Source organism: Vibrio superstes (assembly GCF_003569005.1).
In the GTDB taxonomy this organism is placed as follows: Bacteria; Pseudomonadota; Gammaproteobacteria; order Enterobacterales; family Vibrionaceae; genus Vibrio; species Vibrio superstes.
Window position 1 is genome coordinate 392,330 of the sequence record NZ_BCUR01000001.1, and the last position, 21,378, is coordinate 413,707.

The window sequence follows — 21,378 nt, forward strand, 5'->3', positions numbered from 1 at the left end:
AAGCTGAGCCGGATCAACTGTTTTTGTGAGGCTTCAAGTGCTTATTAATTTTACCCATTCAACTTTCTGATGACGTCTGTCATTCTATAAAGTGCCGTTCAGATGTTTCACTATGAATTTTTAGAGACTACTTTTGTCGCTTTTATGTGCTATTGGTATTTCTCTGAAATTAATATCGCTCAACCTACTCGTACTGTATTTAAAGGACACGCCATGACCCCGGGCCTTAAAAGAATAATCACAATCAACAGCAAACCTCACGGGCACCTACTCAGCGAGTTTGACTTTAACGGTGCCACACGAGTCACCGGTTCAAACGGTGCAGGAAAAACAAGTCTACTCAAGCTCATTCCATTCTTTTTTGGAGCAGACAGAAAAAGCATAATTGGTGGAGCCGCTCACCCATTCACCAAGTGGTATCTACCCAACACCAACAGCTATATTATCTTCGAGTACGTGACCAATCGAGCTCAACTGGCTCATGTGATTATTACCAAAGAGCCGAACAAAGCCGGTGAAATGTCCTATCGGTTCGTTGACGGACCATTCATCAACTCAGTCATCATCAAAGACTCAGAGGGCGGACTGTCTCAGGCAATCCCTTCCAATGAACTTGTTCAAAGCTTACTTGATCACTCACTGAGTTACAGCAAAGCAATCACAAGCATCAGCACCTATCGAAGCATCATTCAAAACCTTAATAGCAGTTCTTGGCCTCGCGAGTTTACACCTTACTCTCTATGCTCAGGCACTCGTAACATTAAGCATGTCGAGAAGATCTCCATCGCGTTATTACAGGGTGAATTTAGCATGGAGAACAGCAAACGACTGCTGATTGAAATTATCGGTATGCAGGACAATGACATCAAACTGGGCATCAACCTTGAACAAGTTGAATCCTGGTGTAATGACTACCAAGGCATCACCTCATTTACAAAATACGAGCAAGATTTTGTCGATGTTGTGAGGAACAACAATGTCATTATTGCCAACTCAACCTATCTATTTGAGGCAAGGAAAGAGTTTGCAGGCCGCAGTGAAATCATTAAGTCTGAGGTCTTACCCCAACTTACTGCCGAGAAAAACCGCATAGAGACTGAGCGCGAAAAAGCACTGTCTGAACTTAAGGAGTTACACGCCAAAGAGATTGAAATCCAATCAACCGGTAACATTCAAGCTCGTGCTCTGACCCTAACCCTCTCAGACAATGATAAACAGAAAAATGACTATATCGACCAGGGCATGGCCGAGATAGCAACAGATTTTGCGAGTCTGCCTAAGAAGCGCGAAGAGCTTAAGCATCGACAGAGCCACTTTAAGAAACTAGAAATTGAGATCGATAATATCGATGACTACTTCACCAAAAGCGAGATGGCCCTATCCAGCACTAAGCAAACCACCATCAATGATATCGAGAACGACCTCCGAGACAAAGAGCGCGCTTATGAATCCGAAAAAGCGACTCTGGTTTATACGCATAACGCCGAGAAAGAGAAGCTTAATAAAGTAGCGTCAGAGAGGTCGGATGGCATCACAAAGAGCAAAGAGGCGCTATTGAGCTTGCGGGGTTCCTTACACTCAAGTAAAGAAAACCCCACTGCTGACGAGAAGCTAATTCAAGAACTTGAAAAGCTTGAAGGACTAAAGGCTGACAGCCAACAAGCTTTTTCGAGCCATCAAAAAGACCTCATTTCGGTTGGTAAACAAAAGGCCAAAGAGCGCTCTGAGACAGATTCGCTACTCACCCAAATTGCAAAAGCAAATAAATCAATAGAGTCTTTAGAATCGGAGATTGACCGTCTCAGTAAACTGCTCGACCCTTCCTCAGAAACTCTAGTCTCATTCCTGAATGAACATTCACCCAACTGGGAACAAAAACCTATTGGGAAAATTCTTAATCCAGATATTTTGCTTGATACAGGTATGAATCCAGAACTGCGCCAGGAGTCTGATTTGCTCTTTGGGATCGGTATTGAAACAGGCCACCTACCCCCTTCAAGCTTTGCAACTGTAGAAATGCAGGAAACACTCACTAAGCTAATTCGCGAGTGTGACAGGCTCATAGAAGAACGTGACAACCTAAATACCAGTGCCATCAAGCTGAAAAAGGCATTAGGGGAAACCCGTAATCGTCTTTCGCAGATCCAAACAGCGTGTGATCAGTCTGAGAAAGACATTGAGTTACACACCCAGAATATTGAAAGCAAGAAGGTTGAGATCGCACAAAGCAGAGACCAGAACCGTATTGCAGCTGAAAAAGCATTCTCAGACAACGAAGTAGCCATAAAGCAGATCGAGACTGAGCTTTCCGAAATCGCATCTCAATTGAGAGGCGATCTCGAGGCAGCAAATAGCATTCATTTGGAGCTCAAATCTGATTTAGAGACCACCTTTGGCCAAGAGAAAGAGACGCTACTAGCTCAAAAACAGTCAGCCATCGTCACTTATGACAACAGCCTTACGTTATTAGAAAAAGAAGTCAAAGCAAGACGTGACAAAGCCGGTATTAGCGATGAATTATTTAATGAGTACAAGCAAGAAATCAAGACATTAGAAGTCAAAATCGAGACCTTAGAAAGCTCAGAGGATGACATTCGAAACTATCACGTATGGCAACGTGCTCAAAAAAATGTCATTGCGGAGCAGCGCCAAGACCTGAAAACCCTCAATGAAACGTTGCAGACTTCGGAGCACACCAGTGTAAAACTTCAGTCTAAAATCACCAAAGTAAGAAGTGAATTCAAATCCCAACTTGATGAGATAAAGGCCCAAGAGAAATCTGAAGACACTAACTTGAATCGTTTTGAAAGTTGCATCCAAAAAATTGACCTGCAACTTGTAGAAAGCGACCTTGGCGATCTCGAATTCAGTTTCTCCGGTGACTACACCACACTCGTGCACTCCACCTTAGCTAAGCTAGAGGACATTCGGACCCTAAAAACCACTCGCAGTCAGCAAATTCGTAAGCTTGAAGAAATCACTCGTTCATGGGGAACAGGGGAACTGCTTACTTTCTGGCAATCTTCAATCGCCTCAAATGAGCTGGACTCAGACAACAGTAAGATTGCGGTATTGAATCGGATCATAAGAGAGGTTCTCCCTACGGTTACTCAAACGGTCATCACTCAAAGCATGAATATCGGCTCTATGATTTCTAACTTCCGCGATGGCCTTAAAACTATAGAGCGACTGATTAAAGCCGAGGGTCGCCGTATTACAAATGAGGTTCGCAAGTTCAATGACTTTGAAATCATCGACTCAATTGAAATCACCATCAACTCAACTCTAAAGCGCTTGGCCGGTTGGCAAGATATTGACGATTTCGCCGAGATTTTTAGCGAGTATGACAGCACAGCCAAACAACACTTACCACCGCTAAAATTCTACCGAGCACTGCAGACGGCTAGTACGCATATCGCTCATTCAAATAACCATGACATTGCTGATCTATTTGAAATTCAGTTCGATATTACGGAGAACGGGACCGCCAAAATCGCTCGCACCAATCATGAGATGAAGCATCTTAGCTCTAACGGTACCAACCTATTGATCCAAACATTGCTTTACACTGCGATGATCAACAGTCAGCGCACCGAGAACAACGTGAGTGTTTGTTTCCCTATTGATGAAGCCGACAAATTAGCCAGCCAAAATCTAGAAAAGTTGGTAGCACTACTGCGTGAGTCGAACATCAATATGGTCGCCGCGATGCCGAATGGCACCCCACAAACCACCAGCTTATTCGATAATCTCTACCAAATTAGTAAGCGCGGGATCATCACTAATAAGCCCTCACCCACTGAGTTGCAAAAGGCTATCTTAAAAACACAATCTAGCGAGGTGATGTAATGAATCTGGCGAACACTTTACAACTTCTTTTGTCTGGCACACACATCTGCCAATGGGGTCACCCACGAGCCCATAGCTACATCATCAATGATCGCCAGAATGTTGAGCTTGGATTGGGCTTTCACGACTTGCGACTCATTGAAAGCGAACGAAGCGGAGCCTTCTATGCCGTCTATAAGAAGATCAACGCTCAAACATCAGCGGCCATCCGAAAACAGCAGAGTGAGATTCATAGCGCGATACGTCCAATTGTGGGGTTGATGTCACTGATAAGTGAAACCACAGGCACCGACTCTATCATTTCAGCGGGGCATGAGATCATCCCAGCTAAACTCTCAACCTACATCACCAACTCAAGCTCTAGCCAAGAAAAGCTATCGACCATCTGCAAACACCCATCGGTAAAGCAGAGGAAAAAACTCATCAGCACAATCGATGATAAAGTCCGCTCTGTGTTTGACTTTCTAACCAGAACCGGACTGATCACCCTTAGCCATAAGGAAAGAGAGATCTATGTTGTTACGGGCAAAATTGATTATGTCTACGCTGTCTTAGAGTTTCTTGATGAACGATACGATGTGGTCGCCAAAGCTGAAGTAAAGCCTACTCAGCAGGGGTTATTTTAGTTATGGATACCTCAAGACATCACGGCGGTATTGAAGAGTTATTGCGGCTCATACACAGTGCTCGCAATACACTAATCACAACCTTTAACGAGAAAAGTATTCAGGGGTCGCCTGATAATTCAGGCGATATTCTGAAACTGGTTCAAGCACGAGCATTGATTCGGACTCGTGAGGGCTATCGAATTAACCCCAAACTGGCGGCGTTCATCCACCATTATTTAGATACCGAAACCTCTCGTTACCTAAACACTGAGCACGCCGCTCGGATACCTCAAATACGCGAATTGGCAACAGAGTACCTGGACGCTAAATATCAGAGCAACGGGTACAACAAACGCTCTGAAACCGCACTGCTTGAAGAACTTGAAGCCATTGTTTATGAGCTAATCACCGACCTTATTGACGCGAAAAGTCGACTTCACTCTCGTGTGGTACAAGATTTTGGCTACGCGCAAACATTAGAAGCCAAAGCGATTGAGAACCAAAGAACACTAACGCAGGCCAATGAGCTTGTTCTATCTCTCAAAGAATTCACTACATCGATGCTGACTGAGATTGCTGCCGATGACCGTAAACTCACCGAGTTACTTTGTCTTGAGTTACCCAAGCGAATTGCAGAATGTCAGGCCGATCTAGAGTTAACCATCGACAAACTGCGCTCACACCTACTCACCTTTAGGGTAAAGCAAAGGGATAAAAAACTCGTCCATGCGTTTGATGCTTTTTTTACAACAGAACATGCTTTTGCGCTCGATATAGACGACGCTTTCTCCGAGGTGGCTTGTGAGAAGACGATTGATGCCAAACACTTCCTTATCACACCAGTACCCATTTACGCCTATGCGAACCTCACCGATTATGCGCTTGAGGATACCCTAGACTCAATTGCTCAACAGGTACTAGAAACGCCAATTGAATTTGATATCCCACAGACCGAGACTAGCATTGCCGGACCGCAAGATCTCACTAGTAAAGTAGAACCAGAACAAAGTGACCCACTCAACGATGCTTGCGATTCGTTACTGGCACATTGCATCCTCAATAATGAAGAAATATCCGCAACGGAATACTTTGACCTGCACATTCGCCACTCGCTTGATATCAGCAAGGACGCATGGCTGTTCATGCTTCTGAGTTACTACAATTCTTTAACTGAGGAGCACGCTAACTTAGTGGGATGTACACCGATAGGCGATCACTACCTCAAAAACAAGCAGGGTAACCTTCATATCACCGACATAGCGATCCGCCCATTATGATCACAACATCTCTAACCAAACGAGATCTCAACCGCCTCAATACATTAAAGAAACACCAAAATGGTTGCACTCTTCAGCGCACCGGCATCTTTAAGACACTGCATGAAGATTTAGGTATTGGTAACGCGACTGGGGCCAAACTCATACTGTCACGAACTGATGTCAATCGGATACGGGAACTTTATCTTCAGCACAGCAACATTGATGTCTTTGAGGACATCGATTTGACGACGCGCACCAAGACCACTCAACACTTTCAAAATGAGAAGCTATCTTCGCACCAAGTAAAATCCACCTTTTTGTCCGTATACCCGTTAGCCCAAAAGACATTCAAACTAAACGAACAACAGATAGTGGTACCAAAGGGAGCGTTTATCTCCATTCCGCTAGAGCATATTTCAAGCGCTCACACCTCCACCTTCATATTGGTCGAGAACTTCGAAACCTTTATTGACCTAAAGAAAGCCAATTTTGACTTTGACTCTTTTCCAGCAGACACTCTAGTTGCCTACAGAGGTGATAAAGATTTTGGTATCGTCATGTCCCAAATCAAGCAAGCCCTGCCAACCTGCCATCTTGTCGGATTCTTTGATTGTGATCCCCAAGGGTTTAGCATGGCTCGCGCTTCCAAATGTGACTCTATACTGGCACCAAACACCGACCTAGCTACATTTAAGCGTCTTGGACAGACAGACTTATTTGATCGCCAGTACGCCACGCTCAAAGATGACGGGGTTTTCGGTAAAGTGTATGAGCTAATGATTGAAGGCCAATGCGGAGTCGTCCAAGAGGCATTGATTCAACACCAGGTTCCTTTGCATCTCGCCCCGATAAGGAGGCCTTAGAGGACTGATGCAAAATTCAATGGAGACCTAAGGTCATATCAAATTCCATAAATCGTTTAGCCTTAAACGGCTAATTTTCAATTATTAGCCAAAAGTGGCTAAATTTGCATTTCGGATTTGCACGGAAAGTAAATCAGCGCACTGACTCGAACACACAAATTAATAAAATCACCTAATGATGCGAATAAGAGTTCTGTTCGCATCATTTCCCAGCTTAACTTCTCGCGCTTCTCACCTTTTGAAGCTGTGTTCATCACACCACTTTTAAAGCACCTTAAAATCTTAATTCAATTGAGACCAGCGCTTTCTGAGCGCCATCTTATGTTCATCCTGCATGGGTAATGTTTCGAGCGCTTCAGGCCAATACATTCGGGATTTCTCGAGAACATCTAAAATATGGGGCTTTATCGCAATCTAAGGGGCACCGGCTTTTTCAGCCCATCACTTGAAATCATCCAAAGTAATATCAAACCAATTCTTGGTGCCTGACAAATTAAGGGCCAGAATAGGACGTACAATTGCCTTCATCTTGCGAAATCTAAGACCTTTTCCTTAGCTCCTCTTTCTCGAATATATTTACGATTGACTACTTTTTAAACGTGAGTGATTTCATTAAATCGCTAATTCTCGCCATCAACACCAACCTATTGATGCTCGACTCTTTAAAGCCAAATTTTGTATAAAAAGACTGTGCTTCATCGTCCAAAGCATGGACTAAGATACCTGCCCCACCAACCACTTCCATTGCCGCCACAGAGCGCAAAATACAATCTTTGAGCATGCCAACAGCAATATGCTTACCCTGATATTTCAAATCAACGGCAAGCCTCGCTAGAACCACCATTGGAATTGGATCTGGGCTATTTAGCCTTAATGCACTAAAAGCAATATTTCTTGATACCGAGCCCATAGCAATAGCGTAGTAACCCACTACAACGTCTGTTTCGGAATCGATGACGACATAAGTTTTCGCACTACCCCGTTTATGACTTTTTAGCGCTTGTTTCTTAAGCCAAAGATCTAAAGACTCAACACCACAACTGAAAGAACTGGTGAGATCACTACTGGTTAGTAAGCGAGGACTGATCAATCCCAAGGCGACTTCCTTTCGAATAATTCTCTGATGCCGTCAAGAGTTTTAGCTGGTTCATCAAGCGCTTTTTCAAAAGCGTCAAACGCCTCTTGCTCCAATTTGAAATCTTTCTGATCCGCCAATATTTTTTGAGCTTCATTCAAAGCAGCTTGCTGAATAAATACAGTTCTGTCCACTTTCTGTATGTTTGCCGCTGCGTCAATAACATCACGGACAGAAGGAAGTACTCGCATATTGATTGGAGCTGATTTGGTAGCCATAACAATTACCTGTGTATATCTATTACATACACAACTATATCTCCCCAATCTGTATAGTCAATAGATACACGGATTGTATTGTGTCTTCGACGCAATATTCACTAGCGGACTGTTGGTTCAAAGAAACCTTTACGTCCATAGCTCGAAGGCTTATACAGGTGTAATGGCGGCAAACAATTGGGCTGTTAGCCGACTTAAACACTGAGTCTAGAAAACCTTATAGAGCGCTCAATGACATAGAGAAAACACACCCCACCATCGGAGCGGCAGTCATAACTAAATCGCTAAGTCGCTAAATCTTCTTAACTATTTTCTCAGTATTCTCGAAAATTGAGTTTGCGATATGCTCAGGAAAGCCCTCGGGCAATGCAGCACTTACTTGTAACATAGCCTTCGGTAAGTCATCTTTCATTCCATCAAGTATTTCTTGCATAGTGTCTTGACTAAAGTTGACAGCTTTAGCAGTATCTAAAAAGTGACGAGGTAAGATTTTGCTGATCTCATACTTCTTGCCTTTCATTGCTTTCAACCCCATCGCCAGCTTTAGCTTTCTGATATTGAGTCCTTTTCCTCCCAGTAGTGGGTAAGCTGACAAAATATCGTAGAATGGAGTGAGTCTATAGCTTCCTCCTCTATCAATATGGATAGAAAAGTTCTTAGCGTGTCCATCTGTCGCTCCAATGAGCCATTGAAAGACTTGAAACCTCATGAAGTTATATCTATCTGCTATGGCATTGCTTGACCCCATTAACAACTCCATGATCTGAGTTATCTCTGGGCCGCCTTGAGATTCATATTTAATGGATGATGGCATACCAAATACTTGGCACATATCTTCCTGAGGCAAGCGCAGTAATCCTGCTTTATCTTTTGTCCAGCGCCTGTCAAAACGTTCTACTGCTAAAGCTTTAACGCCACCGGTTTTAATTATATGTACGTTGGGAACTGCGAACCCCAGAGCTCTAGCTAGCTCAATACAAAGGTACTCGTTTTCTACGCTATCTTTGAGATCGAGTGTCGCGTTCGCTTGCTGGATCTCTCCAATAGGCAGTTTGATGATGTGGGTCGTCGGTGTGTTACCTTTCGGTATACACCATTGCCCATCCACGAATAGTAGAGCCGTTTTCTCTTGAGCACCTGCTACTGAGATTCTAAAATCTTCCTCTTCCTCAATCATGCCGAGCGGAATATCAGACTTGTATGCAGAAAGAACCGTTTCTAGTTTTTTTTCATTGAGAACTTCGTAGCTAAGTGGTTCTTTTTTAGAAGGAAGTTCTGGAGGAAGCAAAGCAATTGCACCAACACTGTCTTTTCCTATTTCTTTCAAGAGATCAAAGGGTTGTTTGGATGACGCTTTGTACCTTGCAACGATTCTATCTCTGACTTGAGGACTGTCTGGCAAGAGATTGTCAAAATAGTTTATAACTGCATCGGAAGTGATGGCTGGTAATTGAAGTTTTAAAGACAATGAAATTGGTCGAGTCACCGCATTGCCCAACCAGTTTTTATCATATTGAAAACTGTGAGCACCATTCTTGTGTTTCTCTAGAGTACCAACAAGTTCACCATTCATGTATGCGATTAGCTTCTGCATTACCAGTTCTCATCATCATTTTCATTTAACGAAGCTACCTGTGATTTTTCTTGGATACTCAATGTTAGATCCATTGCCTGGGCAAGCTTAAAGAAGGTAGAAAGTGTTGTTTTATTAGGGTTGTTTTCGAAGTTCGAGATCGTTGCTTGTTTGATACCCACTTTTTTTGCTAGTTCTGATTGTGTCCATCCATTCTTCTGACGTATCAGTAAAATTGTATCTGCTAATTGTTTTGGACTATATATCATTTGTTCCAGCTCTCTATAGAGTTAAGGTACACCTTCAAGATATTTGATTATCCCTTGGTGAGGATAGTTAAAAGTATATCCCCACATGAGGATAAAGTCCATATCATCCCCACCAAGGGATAGATTATGATTTATCCTTTTATGGGGATACTGAGTACCTTAAAGTAGGGAACATGAGGAGTTAAGGAAAAGCGGTATCTAGTGAAATACCCCGTTATACGTTTAATACTGGCATTAGCCATAGAGTTAATAAACTCTGGTAGTTCTTCCGGTTTGAGGGATACCATTCTTATCTGAATAAAACCTCCCTAGCATACAGGTGGTTATGACATTTTGGGCAGGTAGATTGTCCTGGCAGTGAAGCTTGCCATTGGCAGTTACATATAGTTATTGAAAAAATAGTGACTGCAATGAAATTTGCAGTCGTGCGAGAGTATTGCTAGGAGAACAAGCTGTTTCCATCATAGGGCTTCTTATACTTAAAGTGACAGAATAGTGCCGTTTTAACTCACTGTTCTGGTTAATTCAGATCCGCCACTCTTTCTTTTGGTTACTTAAATGACTCTGGGTTTGACTTTAGCGCAGCTTCGACGCCTTCGTTGTCAATATGCCAACTGGCACCATCAAATGAACAAAACAATGCCAAGAGAGCGCTGTATTTGTCCCTATCCCAGCCTTGGTTACAGCAGGTATGTCGCTCATAAATTACTTTCTTCGTTCTGTTCTGGCATACATGGCAATATTGCGATAAAGCCGTTTTCCAAGGGTCAATGTATTCAAAGCCGATATCCAACTCTGCACAGCGACGTTTGATTAATCGCTCTAATGCTCCATGCCCATGTTTACCGATTGCTTTACCCAGTCGGCTTTTTTGCCAACCTTTGTACCAGACCTTTTCAATCTTCAAGTATGAACTGTCGCTAAGTATTAAGTTGGCTAATTCACCCTGATTCGTTTTACGCCCAGCCGCGAGTTTTCGGCTTAGTCTGGCTTTACGATTGGATAGCTTCTTGTAGTTATTGCTGAAATTCTTCATCCGTTTTCCTTTAAGTGGACGATTCACTTCAACAGTTTTTCTCCCCTTGCGTTTAGAACCTATCTCAAAGCATTCAGGGTTACTGGCCATCCTTGAGCGACTCATTTTTCGCTCAATGGCTGATAGTTCAGCTTGTAACATAGCAACGCCTTTACATGCTATCGGTAATGGGTGCAACTTCGCTTCTCTAGCAGATGCAATCGCGATAGAATGCGAATTAACGTCAATACCTTTAGGTGTTTTACTCTTGGAGTTATCAAGAAGCTCAGGTCGTTTGTACGGAGTACCTTCAAAGCATACCTGGAGAACAAAAGCCGTGTTTCGACCATAGGTTTTTCTTAGAATGCGACAAAACTTGATCCGATGTTGTAAGGCATGTTGCTCGTATAAGGATTTGCCCTCTTTGCTTGCATACATAACATGAAAAGTTAACGCAGAGTGCTTTGCCGCAACATTTGCTCTGCATGCATTCCAGTTTACTGTTGATGTTTCGGGATCAAACAAAATCCCTTGTTGGTGGTTAAGTGACTCAATTGAATTGACCATACCAAATCGTTTGAAATGTGGCCTATAGAGGCTCCGTCCTTTTTTGTTTTTCTTGCCGTAGTTTAAAAGATACTTATCTATGCTTTTCATAACCCTTGCGGCGATTGCTTTCGCCGACTGGCTATCAATATGCTGATAAATGTGTGGTGCAGCTTTGCGATGTTTAGCTGCAACAGGGTTAAGAGAGTACTTCTGCAGACCATACTTCTCTCTGAGTGTTGTGTATAGCTTTGCAGCCTCCTGCTTTGTGGCTTTTTGTTCCTCACTGTCTTTGGTGTATGTGTAAGCTTTTCTTGATAAGCTGCGAGCAGTCTTGTAATCATCATCTAAAAGCATCAAATCAACACGCTTCAATGCATCGGTTAAGCAAGCATTATATAGTTGCTGAGCCGCATTAAATCGTGAGTTCAATTCTTTTCTAACTACCCTATTTACGTAAATAGGAAAGTTATGGGTAAACGTAGGTGTTGTACTTTTAGGCATAATACAAATCAATAATCACAATCAGGTTCACAGTCCAAGCAACGAGTGGCTAACCTATTCAGCTAAAGAACTAAGAGTTACCTCAACCGAATCATCCAAGCACGCAGGGGCTAACCTGAAGACAAATGATAATGTGATCATGTGCACACGAATCATCCAAGCACGCAGGGGCTAACCTCTAAACGTAAGCATTTGAATAGTAGAACTAAAAAACAACCTCTCAAATCTACCAACAAATTTGGACTCAAGCCCTCACTCAGTTAACCTAATTTGTGCCTATCAGCCTCTCAATACATTAAAAAAATAATGTAAGCCTCGGCTGATATATTCTTGCGACACCCTCTGCCGATTTTACCTTGAAGCACAAAAGCTAGAGCGGTTTATGGCGATCCACAAATCGGGTGTTAAATAAAGCATGGGCGCAAAACAGCCTGATCCTAACCATCGAGAGAACTCTGTTCTCTCTCCCACATTAAAAAGCATGGCTGATATAATGGGGTTACGCACACTTTTTACTCAAATAATTGAAGCATCTTAAAGCACTCGTTATCTGATACTTTCGCTACTACCCCAGTCACTGTAAGGCTTTGATGTGCATAACCAATGGATATACAACTCAATTTTACTTGAACATCCTTTGTGAGTTTTCACCTAAACTAGATTCAAGTGTTGCCGTTCTGGGATAAAAACGGCGCATAGGCAGCTAATAGCGAGCGTTAGTTTCAAACTAAAAATTCACTTGATACGTTGGGAAAACTCCACAATCCGCTCCGCATTCAACGCGCTCACCTCAACTACCAAAAACGGAATAGATATAAAAAGAATCGCCGTCATACCTACCCCTCAGTCACAATCAGAGAACCTTCAAATTATAGCTCGCCAGTTTTCGATTAGGGTAGATAGATTGAGCACCCAACCAAAGGCATCTCACTAGCAATAGATAAACTGGCAACTAAACCACATCTGAACACTCTAGAGCCACCCTGTGCCAATCAGCTTCGCTTTCTGATAGTGATGCCATTACCTAGCCTTTACTTGAAATCGATGAACTGACGCTTTCGCATCCTGCAACTGTTCTCCCACAAGAACAACCAACTTGCAGTTATTCCCTCTAGCTCATCGCATATCTTTACTGGGGTTCAATTATCGTCAGCTTAAAATCGACAGACCTACGATAATTTAGTAAAGGTGCAGACACTAACACGTCGTTCTCTAGTGAGCATGATCCAAAAGAAGCTGTGACTTGGGTAGTGAACACGCTACTAACTCTAACGCTTTAAAAGTACCATTCTCTGGGTGTTTCTATCTCGGCCAATGTATTCAGCATCGTCATCTTAATTCGTGGCACCCACAACCTTTCCACACCATATACCGATAAAAACAATTAGTTAGCGTAAATTTTGGAAAATATAAACCTGAGTTAAGCTAAAGGTGTCTATCACCATTGTGGAGGTTCTATGACCAACATTAGATCAAGCTTAGCGAACCGTGATGCACGTAAAAGCTGGAAAAGATTTCTCACTGTTTTGCCTATGTACACCCCCCTTAAGGGCGATCTGCTCACCATGGCTGCATTAGACCTGTCGCTCAGTCCCAACCCCTTAACTTATAGCGAATTGACGACCAAGAGCTCACTAGGGTTTAACACTTTGGCTCAACAAGAAAAATTAATGATCGTTGCCGGCAAACTCTGGCATTTGTGGAAAACCGACCCTGATGTGATTACTGCGCTCGAGCAATACACCGACGTATGTTTACACCAATCCACGGGGAAATTAAATGACTCTCTACTCCACCATAAGGTGCGCGGGTTTGGGCTATTGAAGTACTACTTCTGTATTGTGCAAATCGGGGTTTTCGAGGATAAAAGTGATGTCTGGGAACGTCATTGTTTACTCGCCCGTTACCGTTTATGGGGCGAGTATTTGAAAACCATTTATCCCAACATGGATTATCATTACAGCTTGAAAGGGGTGAATTAAAAGATCGCAAAAATGGTCTTTTAGATCGACCTTACATAGCTAAATACGATAAACAGGTACATTAGTAAGGTTTAACATGGCAACGATAAGACCCATTCTTGCCGATAACTCTACAAGCATGACTGAGCTAAAGAAAAACCGATGCCTGTAAAAATAGGGTGAAACCTTAAACACTTGTTTATTCGTAACCTATTGACCAAAGATCTGTTTTACCGTTTTCATTGGCAAAAACATACGAATACGTCCGTTATGCTCACACAAAACTTCAAAGCCGAACTTCGTATAGAAGGCCTGAGCTGAATCTGTAAGGCAGTCCACTACAATAGCACCTGCCCTCATATGATGATTGTAGTGGCTACTGCCAATCCATCTTCAACTCTTTATGTTTAGACGCACAATCTTTCAAATAGAGATTCATTAAGTTCTGGTAAGGAACTCCATTCTTGTCTGAAAGCTCTTTGAAATAACTAATAACATCTTCATCTAATCTTATCGTTATCTGCTTCTTTGACTTTTTCACATAAGGGTTAGCTACTGAGTTAGTAAAATCATACTGTTCACGCATAACGGCAATCCTCATATTGTTTTCGTTCTCGTTTCTCTGCTTTTCTGGCTGATATGATTCTGATTTTCTCATCCTCTCCACGATAGCAATGACAAACAACCAAAGTGTTGTATTCCTCACTTACGCCTAAAATTATGAAACGCTCTTCACCAAGTGAACCGTCTGGATCTGGAATAACACGGGCAAACTCATCATAAAAAACAGACTGAGCCTCATGAAAGGTAACACCGTGTTTTCTTCTGTTCGTTTCAGCTTTATTGGGATCCCATTGGAAATTTAAGTAAGACATACCACAACCATAACTACAACGTAATTACATTGTAGTAGAAAAAAAAGGAAATAGAAACCGAAGCAACTAATGAGGTGTTCATTATTCCTATTATGGTATTTGACCTAGGGTAAGCGTACACCGAAGTATTTTGACCTATTATATCTGCAGAAGCAGGTATACCGCAGTTGAACCGGTTTCTATCATGTTTAGCTTTATCTAGAAGCACCGAGTTCATCATTGTATTTTGTTCTCGTACCGATCAGACGCTGCTTTCAACTTGGCATTCGATTTGGCAGGGCGATCTAAGGCATCCATCAACAACATCGCGTTAGCCTGACTCAGTTTTAAAGCCTGTTCACGTTCGATCACTTGCTTAGCTTTTTCAATTGCGGCACTCAATACAAAGGCGTTGATACTGGGCATACCGGCTACTGCCGCAGCCTTGGTCAGAAAATTCTGAGTATCGACATCTACCTGAACGGTAATACGAGGTGTAATAGATGCCATAGCATTTCCCTATTGTGTCAAAGTGGCGTATTAAGATTACCACCTTAAACTCGATAGCAAGCAAGGCAATTCGGCACCCATTTTAATTTACACTATTCCAAAAAGCCGTTTATATCTCTTAATTTCAAGTCAATTCCTCAGTACTTTCTTGGGCAGATTATCAAAAATCCGCAGATAGTTTAAATCGGTCTAAAAATTATTTTTATATAACTAAGTTAAACTCTCTACAACTCGCTTATTCAAATTGCTATAAAGCCCCACCCAACGAGGCTTCACAACCTAATCAATATTCCAAACCTCCCTCTTTACCCCCGATTTCGGAAATCCAGAACCCACTGATATTTTGGTATTAGGCCTTGCTCAAAGACTGTCCGTCTTTGGAGCAAATGCCTAATCCAATCAGCTAACCAAGGAGGGTGTCATGGGTAGACACACTGCACAACAGAAACGAAACCGTGCGAATAACAGTGGCGGGGTTGCGCCTGATGCGCAGCTTATCGCGACAACTCTGGCGATTGCGCTGCATCGTATTCATCGCAAAGGTGATTCAGAGACCGTTCGCAAACGCAAAGTCGCGTGCTTTCTTATTTGGTGGATGACGCATGAGTTGTTAGACATAGAGCCGCTAGGTAACTTGCCTAGGCTCAAGCGCATTACTGGCAACTCAGAATGCCAAGCCCATGCTCTCAGACCGGTGCGCATGAACAACATCAGTTGGGTTGAGTATGCTAAAGCCTATCCGGTCAAAGGCGGTATTGAATATCTTTGGCAACCCATACCTGATGCGTTCATTTCTTTGTTTACTGACGCTCTGCCCTCCGGTTCTTCTGCGCCTTTGCTGACGGAAAAGCAGCACAAGGCGCTTTGTGAAGACCTCGGTCGTAAATGGAAAACGCTGGGTAAGCTGTCGTCTCAGTCTCGCGTGAGAAAAGATCGCTTGTTTCGCTATTGGCTACATATGGGGCAGAGCGACCCGAAGCTTTCCACCATTGCCAAAAGCGTGATGCTACCACGTCATCAAGACCATCATCACAGTGCCAAGGCTTACCAAAGAGAAAGCAGTGACAAAATACGCTTCAAGATATTTGAGGCACACAATCACTATGTGAAGCGCTTGGTGGATGCTATCCGTTTGCATGGACTGAAAGGTTACTTCCCTTTCCCGTTCGAACAACGTGTCAAGCGTCCTCAATACCTGACGCAATCAGGGCGTATTCCGCAACTCAAGAGACAGCAACAAAACGGGACCTACACCCATGTGCCTACTGAGCCGATTTACGTCGGTTCAGACCGAGCGCTGTCTGTTGATGAAGTCAGACAGTTTTTTCACTCACTGTCTGATGCGGTGCGCGAGGCACACTGCGATACCTGGACGAGGGAGTCACTCAGACACTATTACAATCTGCGCACCTATCAAATCACGTATCAGTTTTTAATACTGACCGGCGTGAGACCCACGCACGCCATTTCCATAGAGGCGAGCCAGTGTTTTGATTGTCGCCATGCCATGGTGCGCGACAAAGGCCGCTATCGCACCGTCTGGCTGTGTGACTTCTTTTCTCATGCGTTAAAGGAATACCTTGCGCTTCAGCACATCATTACCGTGCATCTGTCTTTGAAACCCAAGACCAACTCACTGTGGTACTTGCTGGATGAGGATTTCAACGCATTAAACCTCAATGCGAAAACGCTTCGCACTTCCATGCCGTCTTTCTCTGCCAATCCCAATGTCGTGCCTTACCAGCTTCGTCATTCCTTTGCACAAATGGCACTGACGGCCAATTTCCCTGCCCTTTCCACACAGCAGATTGACCGCCTAATGGGACACAGCGAGTTTGGGGAGCATCTCGGACGCGAGCAAACCTTTCCCGCGACCACAGAGGCGGCTCAAGCGCACTTGAACCAAATCGCGAGCCTTGTTGGTTTGGATGCGCCGAATACCTTTAGAAGCACCTTTTTACCTCAAAGTACACTGACCAAGGAGGCTCAACATGACGTCTAACAACTTAACCGCTGCTGATATTCAAGGTTACCTGCATGAGATGGGGCTATCGCCTTTAGCCAAGGAGCATTATGACGCTGTCATTATGCTCATTGCTGAGGACAGTCAAAACCGAAGAGTATTGACCGATGAATCGCTCGAGCGCATTCGATCGCACATTAAAACCATCCCTAGTGGTCGCCAACGCAAGCTAAAGGGTGCACTCGACCATACTCTTCTCTATTTACAAAACGCCTGTCAGTGGCAATTACCTGAGCAAAAATCGAGAGTCTATCGCGACCATATGGAAAGCTGGTTGGTTCAAATCATGAAGCACGCCCACTTAGGTGGGGCGCTGTATGGCGAATATAAGAAACAAGACTGGGTGTCCAAAGGCAAAACACTGTCGCCTTATGAGATCATTACTCTGCTCAGTATGGAAGTCGCACCTCTATCGATGGCTCACTGGATAGACATACTCAAGCGTCCTGATTCCATTGACGTGTTTGAAGACAGACTCACACTTAAAGTCCATCACCCGCTCAAGCACACAAAACAACTGCCGAGCTTTACACGCTACTCTCTCACGCCAACGGCCTGTTATGCGCTGCATCACTACTACAAACAGACCAGTAAAGGGAAAAGATGTATTCGTGAAGCGCGCTTGCTGGAGTCCATTAATGATGAAGCCAACAAGCTTCATGTTGTACACCCGCTTTTGGCTCGACTTTATCCAAAGCCCATTACCGCCAGAGAGTGGCATCTTGCGATCCAGTCGGTCTGGCATTGTCAGTATGGTTATCCGCCTGAATTGCTATCAGACTTGGTTCAGCCCACTCGACACTTCGCATTCAAACCTGTTGTGGTCAGTGACACTCATACCCGAAAAGGCCTTCGTAAATGCTTTGAGCTGCCCCAGATTGAGCGTCAACCAAAAGCCCAAACGAGCGTAAAAACTTACTGGCCTCACCTTGCACTGCTCAAGCGCCTTGCCAGTGAACCAAGAACCGTGCTTAAAACGGCGCTGTCCAATGAGGAGGATCTTGAATGGCCAATAGATAACGTTCTGCCACCCCTATTGCATCTCTTCATCAAAGATCTGATTGTGCATGGCGGTATTAAGGTTAAAATGCTCAGCGATGCCTCCCTAGTCAAATACACGGGCATCTACACTAAACTGCCAAGCCCGCTGTCGTATCTCGATGCCAGTGATCCCGTTAAGCTTGATGCATGGGCGAAACAGGCCTTTGAAACACAAGAGAGTGAAGCACACCAATGGCTGGTGTATAACTTCCTTCGCTTTCTTTCTCACCTTGCGCTTACTGACCATTTAGATATTCATCAGTTTGAGTGCCCCACTCTGCCGATGAATGTAGATGCGTACAGACTCAGCACCGAACAGGTGCATTATGCGGTGCATACATTGGTAAACACCAACAAGGGCACGTCACTGCAGCGCCTATTTAGCGCCGTCGCACTGCTTCTTGGTTACTACGGCGCACTTCGCCGTGGAGAGATTGTTCGCCTTCGTATTCAGGATGTCGTTGTCATCTCTACCCGCAAGCACCAATTTCGTCTGCATATTACTGAAACAGTTGAGGGCAAAACCAAGAACGGTCAGTCTCGCTATGTACATGTGGTGATGCCAAGCGCCTCGGCTAACCTATTAGTCGCGCTGCTTAAAATCAAGCAAACCTGTCCTAAAGACGCGCCCCTGCTTGGTTTTATTGGAGAGTCATCAAGCTCGCGACAGCTTCACTATCTCTATCCAGTGACACAAGTTTTAAAGGCGCTGTATGGCAACCAGGTTCGCTTCCATCATTTGCGTCATTCGGGTGCCCATTTACTGTATCTACAAGGATTAAGTCTAGCGTGCGAGTTTCATGACCACTCAACGCCCGATCTGTACACCGAATTAATGCTAACCAAAGAGGTGTGCGAAGCACGCTTCGAGTTCTGGCTTCAAAATAATGACTTTTCACAGATGAACGACGGTATTTTACTCGATGTGATTGGCGAGCAGCTTGGACATTCTCACTACGCCACCACTCGTCTGAGCTATCTGCATGGCATTGAGTGGCTACCCGAGTTCTTTACACCCAAGCGTGAGTATTCAATTAAGCAACTGCGCACCCTTATCGGTAAGCACAGAACCCACTTTTTACTGTCCTTGCCAAGCATAGCCAAGCGACTGCCTGCAAATACCAAGCTGAATGCTACAACCACCATCACGCTCAGTGACGCTGAGCTCACTGATGAGTTTCTCTTAACTTCAATCGGTAACGCTCTGCCCCGTCACTACGTGCCCAGCTTGCCTCTCATCGATACGTTCGATGACAATCGCCTGTTCGACATTTGGCTGAACACACTCCATTACAACCATGTGAAAACACATAAACCGAGCGCTCGCTCAAAAGCCGTGCCCACGTTTAACTGGCAAACGCCAATGCTCATTGACACTTTGATGAACAAGGGTGTGAGCTTTGAGGCGGTCAGTGACTTCTGGTACATGACAGGTAAACATCGAGACTTTGGATTATCTAAGAGACAACGCAATGCGCTTCAATGTCTTGGGCCTATCGATGTGCTTGATGAGCGCTCTTTTTCAGTGAGCTTTGCCTGTAATCACTTTAATGCCGAGGCGTTTGAGGCTTTATTTCGCTCTCGCTTATTTCAATGCTTCGAGGTGTCGTTTTTGCTTGAGCAGAACCGCAAGCAAAGTCCAACAAGAAAGCTTGAACTCATCAAGACGTACTACGCCAAAAAAGGAGAGCACATTACCGTTAATACCATTGCCACAGGAGCGAGCCGTTTTACCGCGGTGTTTCGCTTCATCCCTGACAGTCCATTGCTGTTTCACACCCTTATCGATTACCTAAAGTGAGATGACCACTATGCTGACCATTCATTACCACTATCATGCGCACCTTAGCGCCTTTGCAGACTCTCTCGATAGCAAATCGACTGAAAATGAAGTGACGTTTGTCGTTGAGCGCAAGAAAAACACCCTCACTCTCATTTCAGGCAATGAAGCACGCTTTCATATTCTCACGATTCAACTTGATGAGGATTGCTCACTCAAGACAGGTAAGTTCAGTATCAATGCGAGTTGGTTGAAGCTCTGTTTAGAAAATCCAGTGCAAGGCCGAAATGGCGAGTCCATTTACTTTCATGTGAATTACGATAATAAAAGACTGCCTAGATTGAGCTGGCAACCGGAAAGTGGTACGTGGCGAGATGGGAACGCTAAGCCTGCCAACGAGACTCACCTTCAGCTGCTGACCAAAATACACTCGACAGGGTTTGAACCGCTGTCTACATGCTGGCTTCAAAGCATTCAGCGTCACACCAATTCACATCCAAAACTGTCACTCTTTAGACTCAATCAACAAGAGGAAAAGTTGGAGATTGTGGCTGATCATACGCTGCACAGTTACGACTTCCCCTATCAAAATAACCCACGCATCGACCTTAAGCTGGATGCGAACGGTTTGAATACTCTAAGCGTACTGTGTCAGAACACTTTATCTCACAGTATTCATGTCTATGCCGATGATGAAAGTGCGATCTTTTCTGATGAGGTAATGACCATCGGACTGGCGCTTAACTTTATCGATGCCGACATTGATGCCAAGCCTATCCACTATGAGGTTGAAACGCAGTTTAGCCTTCATGTTAGCGGACTTTGCAATGAACTCGCCTCGCACCACAAAGTCGATACGCTGAAACTCCTCAACAGCACGTTTTTGTATGTCTGCCCTACCGGTGTGTTAGTTAGTGGTGCGAGTGAAGATGAACGATGCTCCAAACTCTTTGAGTCCAAGGTATTACCTTCAAAGCAACCCTTGTTGTATACCCTGACTTCTACCGAATTTAAGAATGCCATCACGCAGTTTAAAAAGCTCGGTTCAAAGGAGATGTATCTACAAGTGCTTATCGCCCCTGACGGCTCACGAGTGCTCGGATTGTACAAACACACCGAATCAGAGTTTCCTTACTCAACCGTGGGTATTGAACTCTATTCTGAGGGACTAGAGGAAATGATTGTAGAGATTGAATACCACAACACCATTGAACCTGCGCAAGGTGACCTTTTTAGTCGTTGTGCCAAGTCATAGCTAAAACAAGCGTTTAGGGTCGATTTTGGAAACTAAAATCGTGGGTTAGGCTATGAGTATCAGCAAGAAAGGAAGGATTAGAGGAGGTATAGCTTAGAAACAAAACATGCAGTTG

General features: G+C 44.0%; 16 protein-coding genes and 2 pseudogenes. 8 read left to right on the forward strand and 10 right to left on the reverse strand.

Annotation, left to right across the window (positions count from 1 at the left end; translation table 11 throughout):
* Positions 1-213 precede the first annotated feature (213 nt).
* The 4 genes from D5I41_RS01665 to D5I41_RS01680 are packed head-to-tail and all read left to right on the forward strand — an operon-like array spanning position 214 to position 6,579.
* Complete coding sequence (locus D5I41_RS01665) at positions 214-3,849, forward strand: ATP-binding protein (protein WP_162892769.1); 3,636 nt, start codon at positions 214-216, stop codon at positions 3,847-3,849.
* Entirely contained in the window at positions 3,849-4,475 is a 627-nt protein-coding gene (locus D5I41_RS01670; protein WP_119008197.1) for a hypothetical protein, read from the forward strand. Before D5I41_RS01665 ends, D5I41_RS01670 begins: the two co-directional genes overlap by 1 nt.
* A gap of 2 nt (positions 4,476-4,477) precedes the next feature.
* On the forward strand, positions 4,478-5,734 hold the full coding sequence (locus D5I41_RS01675; RefSeq protein ID WP_119008198.1) for a hypothetical protein: 1,257 nt from the start codon (positions 4,478-4,480) through the stop codon (positions 5,732-5,734).
* Positions 5,731-6,579: a DUF7281 domain-containing protein gene (locus tag D5I41_RS01680; protein WP_119008199.1), complete on the forward strand. Its 849-nt coding sequence runs from the start codon at positions 5,731-5,733 to the stop codon at positions 6,577-6,579. Before D5I41_RS01675 ends, D5I41_RS01680 begins: the two co-directional genes overlap by 4 nt.
* 586 nt (positions 6,580-7,165) lie before the next feature.
* On the opposite strand, the gene D5I41_RS01690 is transcribed toward D5I41_RS01680, so the two are convergent.
* From D5I41_RS01690 to D5I41_RS01710, 5 genes are all read right to left on the reverse strand, one after another.
* Positions 7,166-7,675 carry a GNAT family N-acetyltransferase gene (locus D5I41_RS01690; RefSeq protein WP_119008200.1) on the reverse strand — a complete coding sequence of 170 codons (510 nt, stop codon included), beginning with the start codon at positions 7,673-7,675 and terminating at the stop codon, positions 7,166-7,168.
* Positions 7,666-7,932, reverse strand: coding sequence for a type II toxin-antitoxin system TacA family antitoxin (locus D5I41_RS01695; protein WP_119008201.1), 267 nt, complete (start codon positions 7,930-7,932; stop codon positions 7,666-7,668). The genes D5I41_RS01690 and D5I41_RS01695 overlap by 10 nt, the downstream gene beginning before the upstream one ends.
* A gap of 292 nt (positions 7,933-8,224) precedes the next feature.
* Positions 8,225-9,505 carry a type II toxin-antitoxin system HipA family toxin gene (locus D5I41_RS01700; protein ID WP_371860111.1) on the reverse strand — a complete coding sequence of 427 codons (1,281 nt, stop codon included), beginning with the start codon at positions 9,503-9,505 and terminating at the stop codon, positions 8,225-8,227.
* 20 nt (positions 9,506-9,525) lie between these two features.
* Entirely contained in the window at positions 9,526-9,774 is a 249-nt protein-coding gene (gene hipB / locus D5I41_RS01705) for a type II toxin-antitoxin system antitoxin HipB (protein WP_119008203.1), read from the reverse strand.
* A 550-nt stretch (positions 9,775-10,324) separates the two neighbouring features.
* Positions 10,325-11,767, reverse strand: a complete 1,443-nt coding sequence (locus D5I41_RS01710) for a hypothetical protein (RefSeq protein ID WP_147094856.1) — start codon at positions 11,765-11,767, stop codon at positions 10,325-10,327.
* A 1,529-nt stretch (positions 11,768-13,296) separates the two neighbouring features.
* Here D5I41_RS01710 and D5I41_RS01715 point away from each other — a divergent pair.
* On the forward strand, positions 13,297-13,821 hold the full coding sequence (locus D5I41_RS01715; protein ID WP_119008205.1) for a hypothetical protein: 525 nt from the start codon (positions 13,297-13,299) through the stop codon (positions 13,819-13,821).
* A 189-nt stretch (positions 13,822-14,010) separates the two neighbouring features.
* On the opposite strand, the pseudogene D5I41_RS01720 reads toward D5I41_RS01715, so the two are convergent.
* From D5I41_RS01720 to D5I41_RS01740, 5 genes and pseudogenes are all read right to left on the reverse strand, one after another.
* Positions 14,011-14,169, reverse strand: a pseudogene (locus D5I41_RS01720) (GNAT family N-acetyltransferase); the annotation flags it as partial.
* A gap of 7 nt (positions 14,170-14,176) precedes the next feature.
* Positions 14,177-14,386, reverse strand: a complete 210-nt coding sequence (locus tag D5I41_RS01725; protein ID WP_119008206.1) for a BrnA antitoxin family protein — start codon at positions 14,384-14,386, stop codon at positions 14,177-14,179.
* Positions 14,379-14,675: a BrnT family toxin gene (locus D5I41_RS01730; protein ID WP_119008207.1), complete on the reverse strand. Its 297-nt coding sequence runs from the start codon at positions 14,673-14,675 to the stop codon at positions 14,379-14,381. The genes D5I41_RS01725 and D5I41_RS01730 overlap by 8 nt, the downstream gene beginning before the upstream one ends.
* Positions 14,676-14,826: 151 nt before the next feature.
* Positions 14,827-14,895 (reverse strand): annotated as a pseudogene (locus D5I41_RS01735) (GNAT family N-acetyltransferase); the annotation flags it as partial.
* Positions 14,892-15,164, reverse strand: coding sequence for a type II toxin-antitoxin system TacA family antitoxin (locus D5I41_RS01740; RefSeq protein ID WP_119008208.1), 273 nt, complete (start codon positions 15,162-15,164; stop codon positions 14,892-14,894). The gene D5I41_RS01740 and the pseudogene D5I41_RS01735, both read right to left, overlap by 4 nt.
* A 421-nt stretch (positions 15,165-15,585) precedes the next feature.
* Here D5I41_RS01740 and D5I41_RS01745 point away from each other — a divergent pair, with 421 nt between their 5' ends.
* The 3 genes from D5I41_RS01745 to D5I41_RS01755 are packed head-to-tail and all read left to right on the forward strand — an operon-like array spanning position 15,586 to position 21,263.
* Positions 15,586-17,166, forward strand: a complete 1,581-nt coding sequence (locus D5I41_RS01745; RefSeq protein WP_119008209.1) for a site-specific integrase — start codon at positions 15,586-15,588, stop codon at positions 17,164-17,166.
* Positions 17,156-20,029, forward strand: a complete 2,874-nt coding sequence (locus D5I41_RS01750) for a tyrosine-type recombinase/integrase (RefSeq protein ID WP_119008210.1) — start codon at positions 17,156-17,158, stop codon at positions 20,027-20,029. The genes D5I41_RS01745 and D5I41_RS01750 overlap by 11 nt, the downstream gene beginning before the upstream one ends.
* A gap of 10 nt (positions 20,030-20,039) precedes the next feature.
* Entirely contained in the window at positions 20,040-21,263 is a 1,224-nt protein-coding gene (locus D5I41_RS01755) for a hypothetical protein (RefSeq protein ID WP_119009207.1), read from the forward strand.
* Positions 21,264-21,378: the final 115 nt, after the last annotated feature.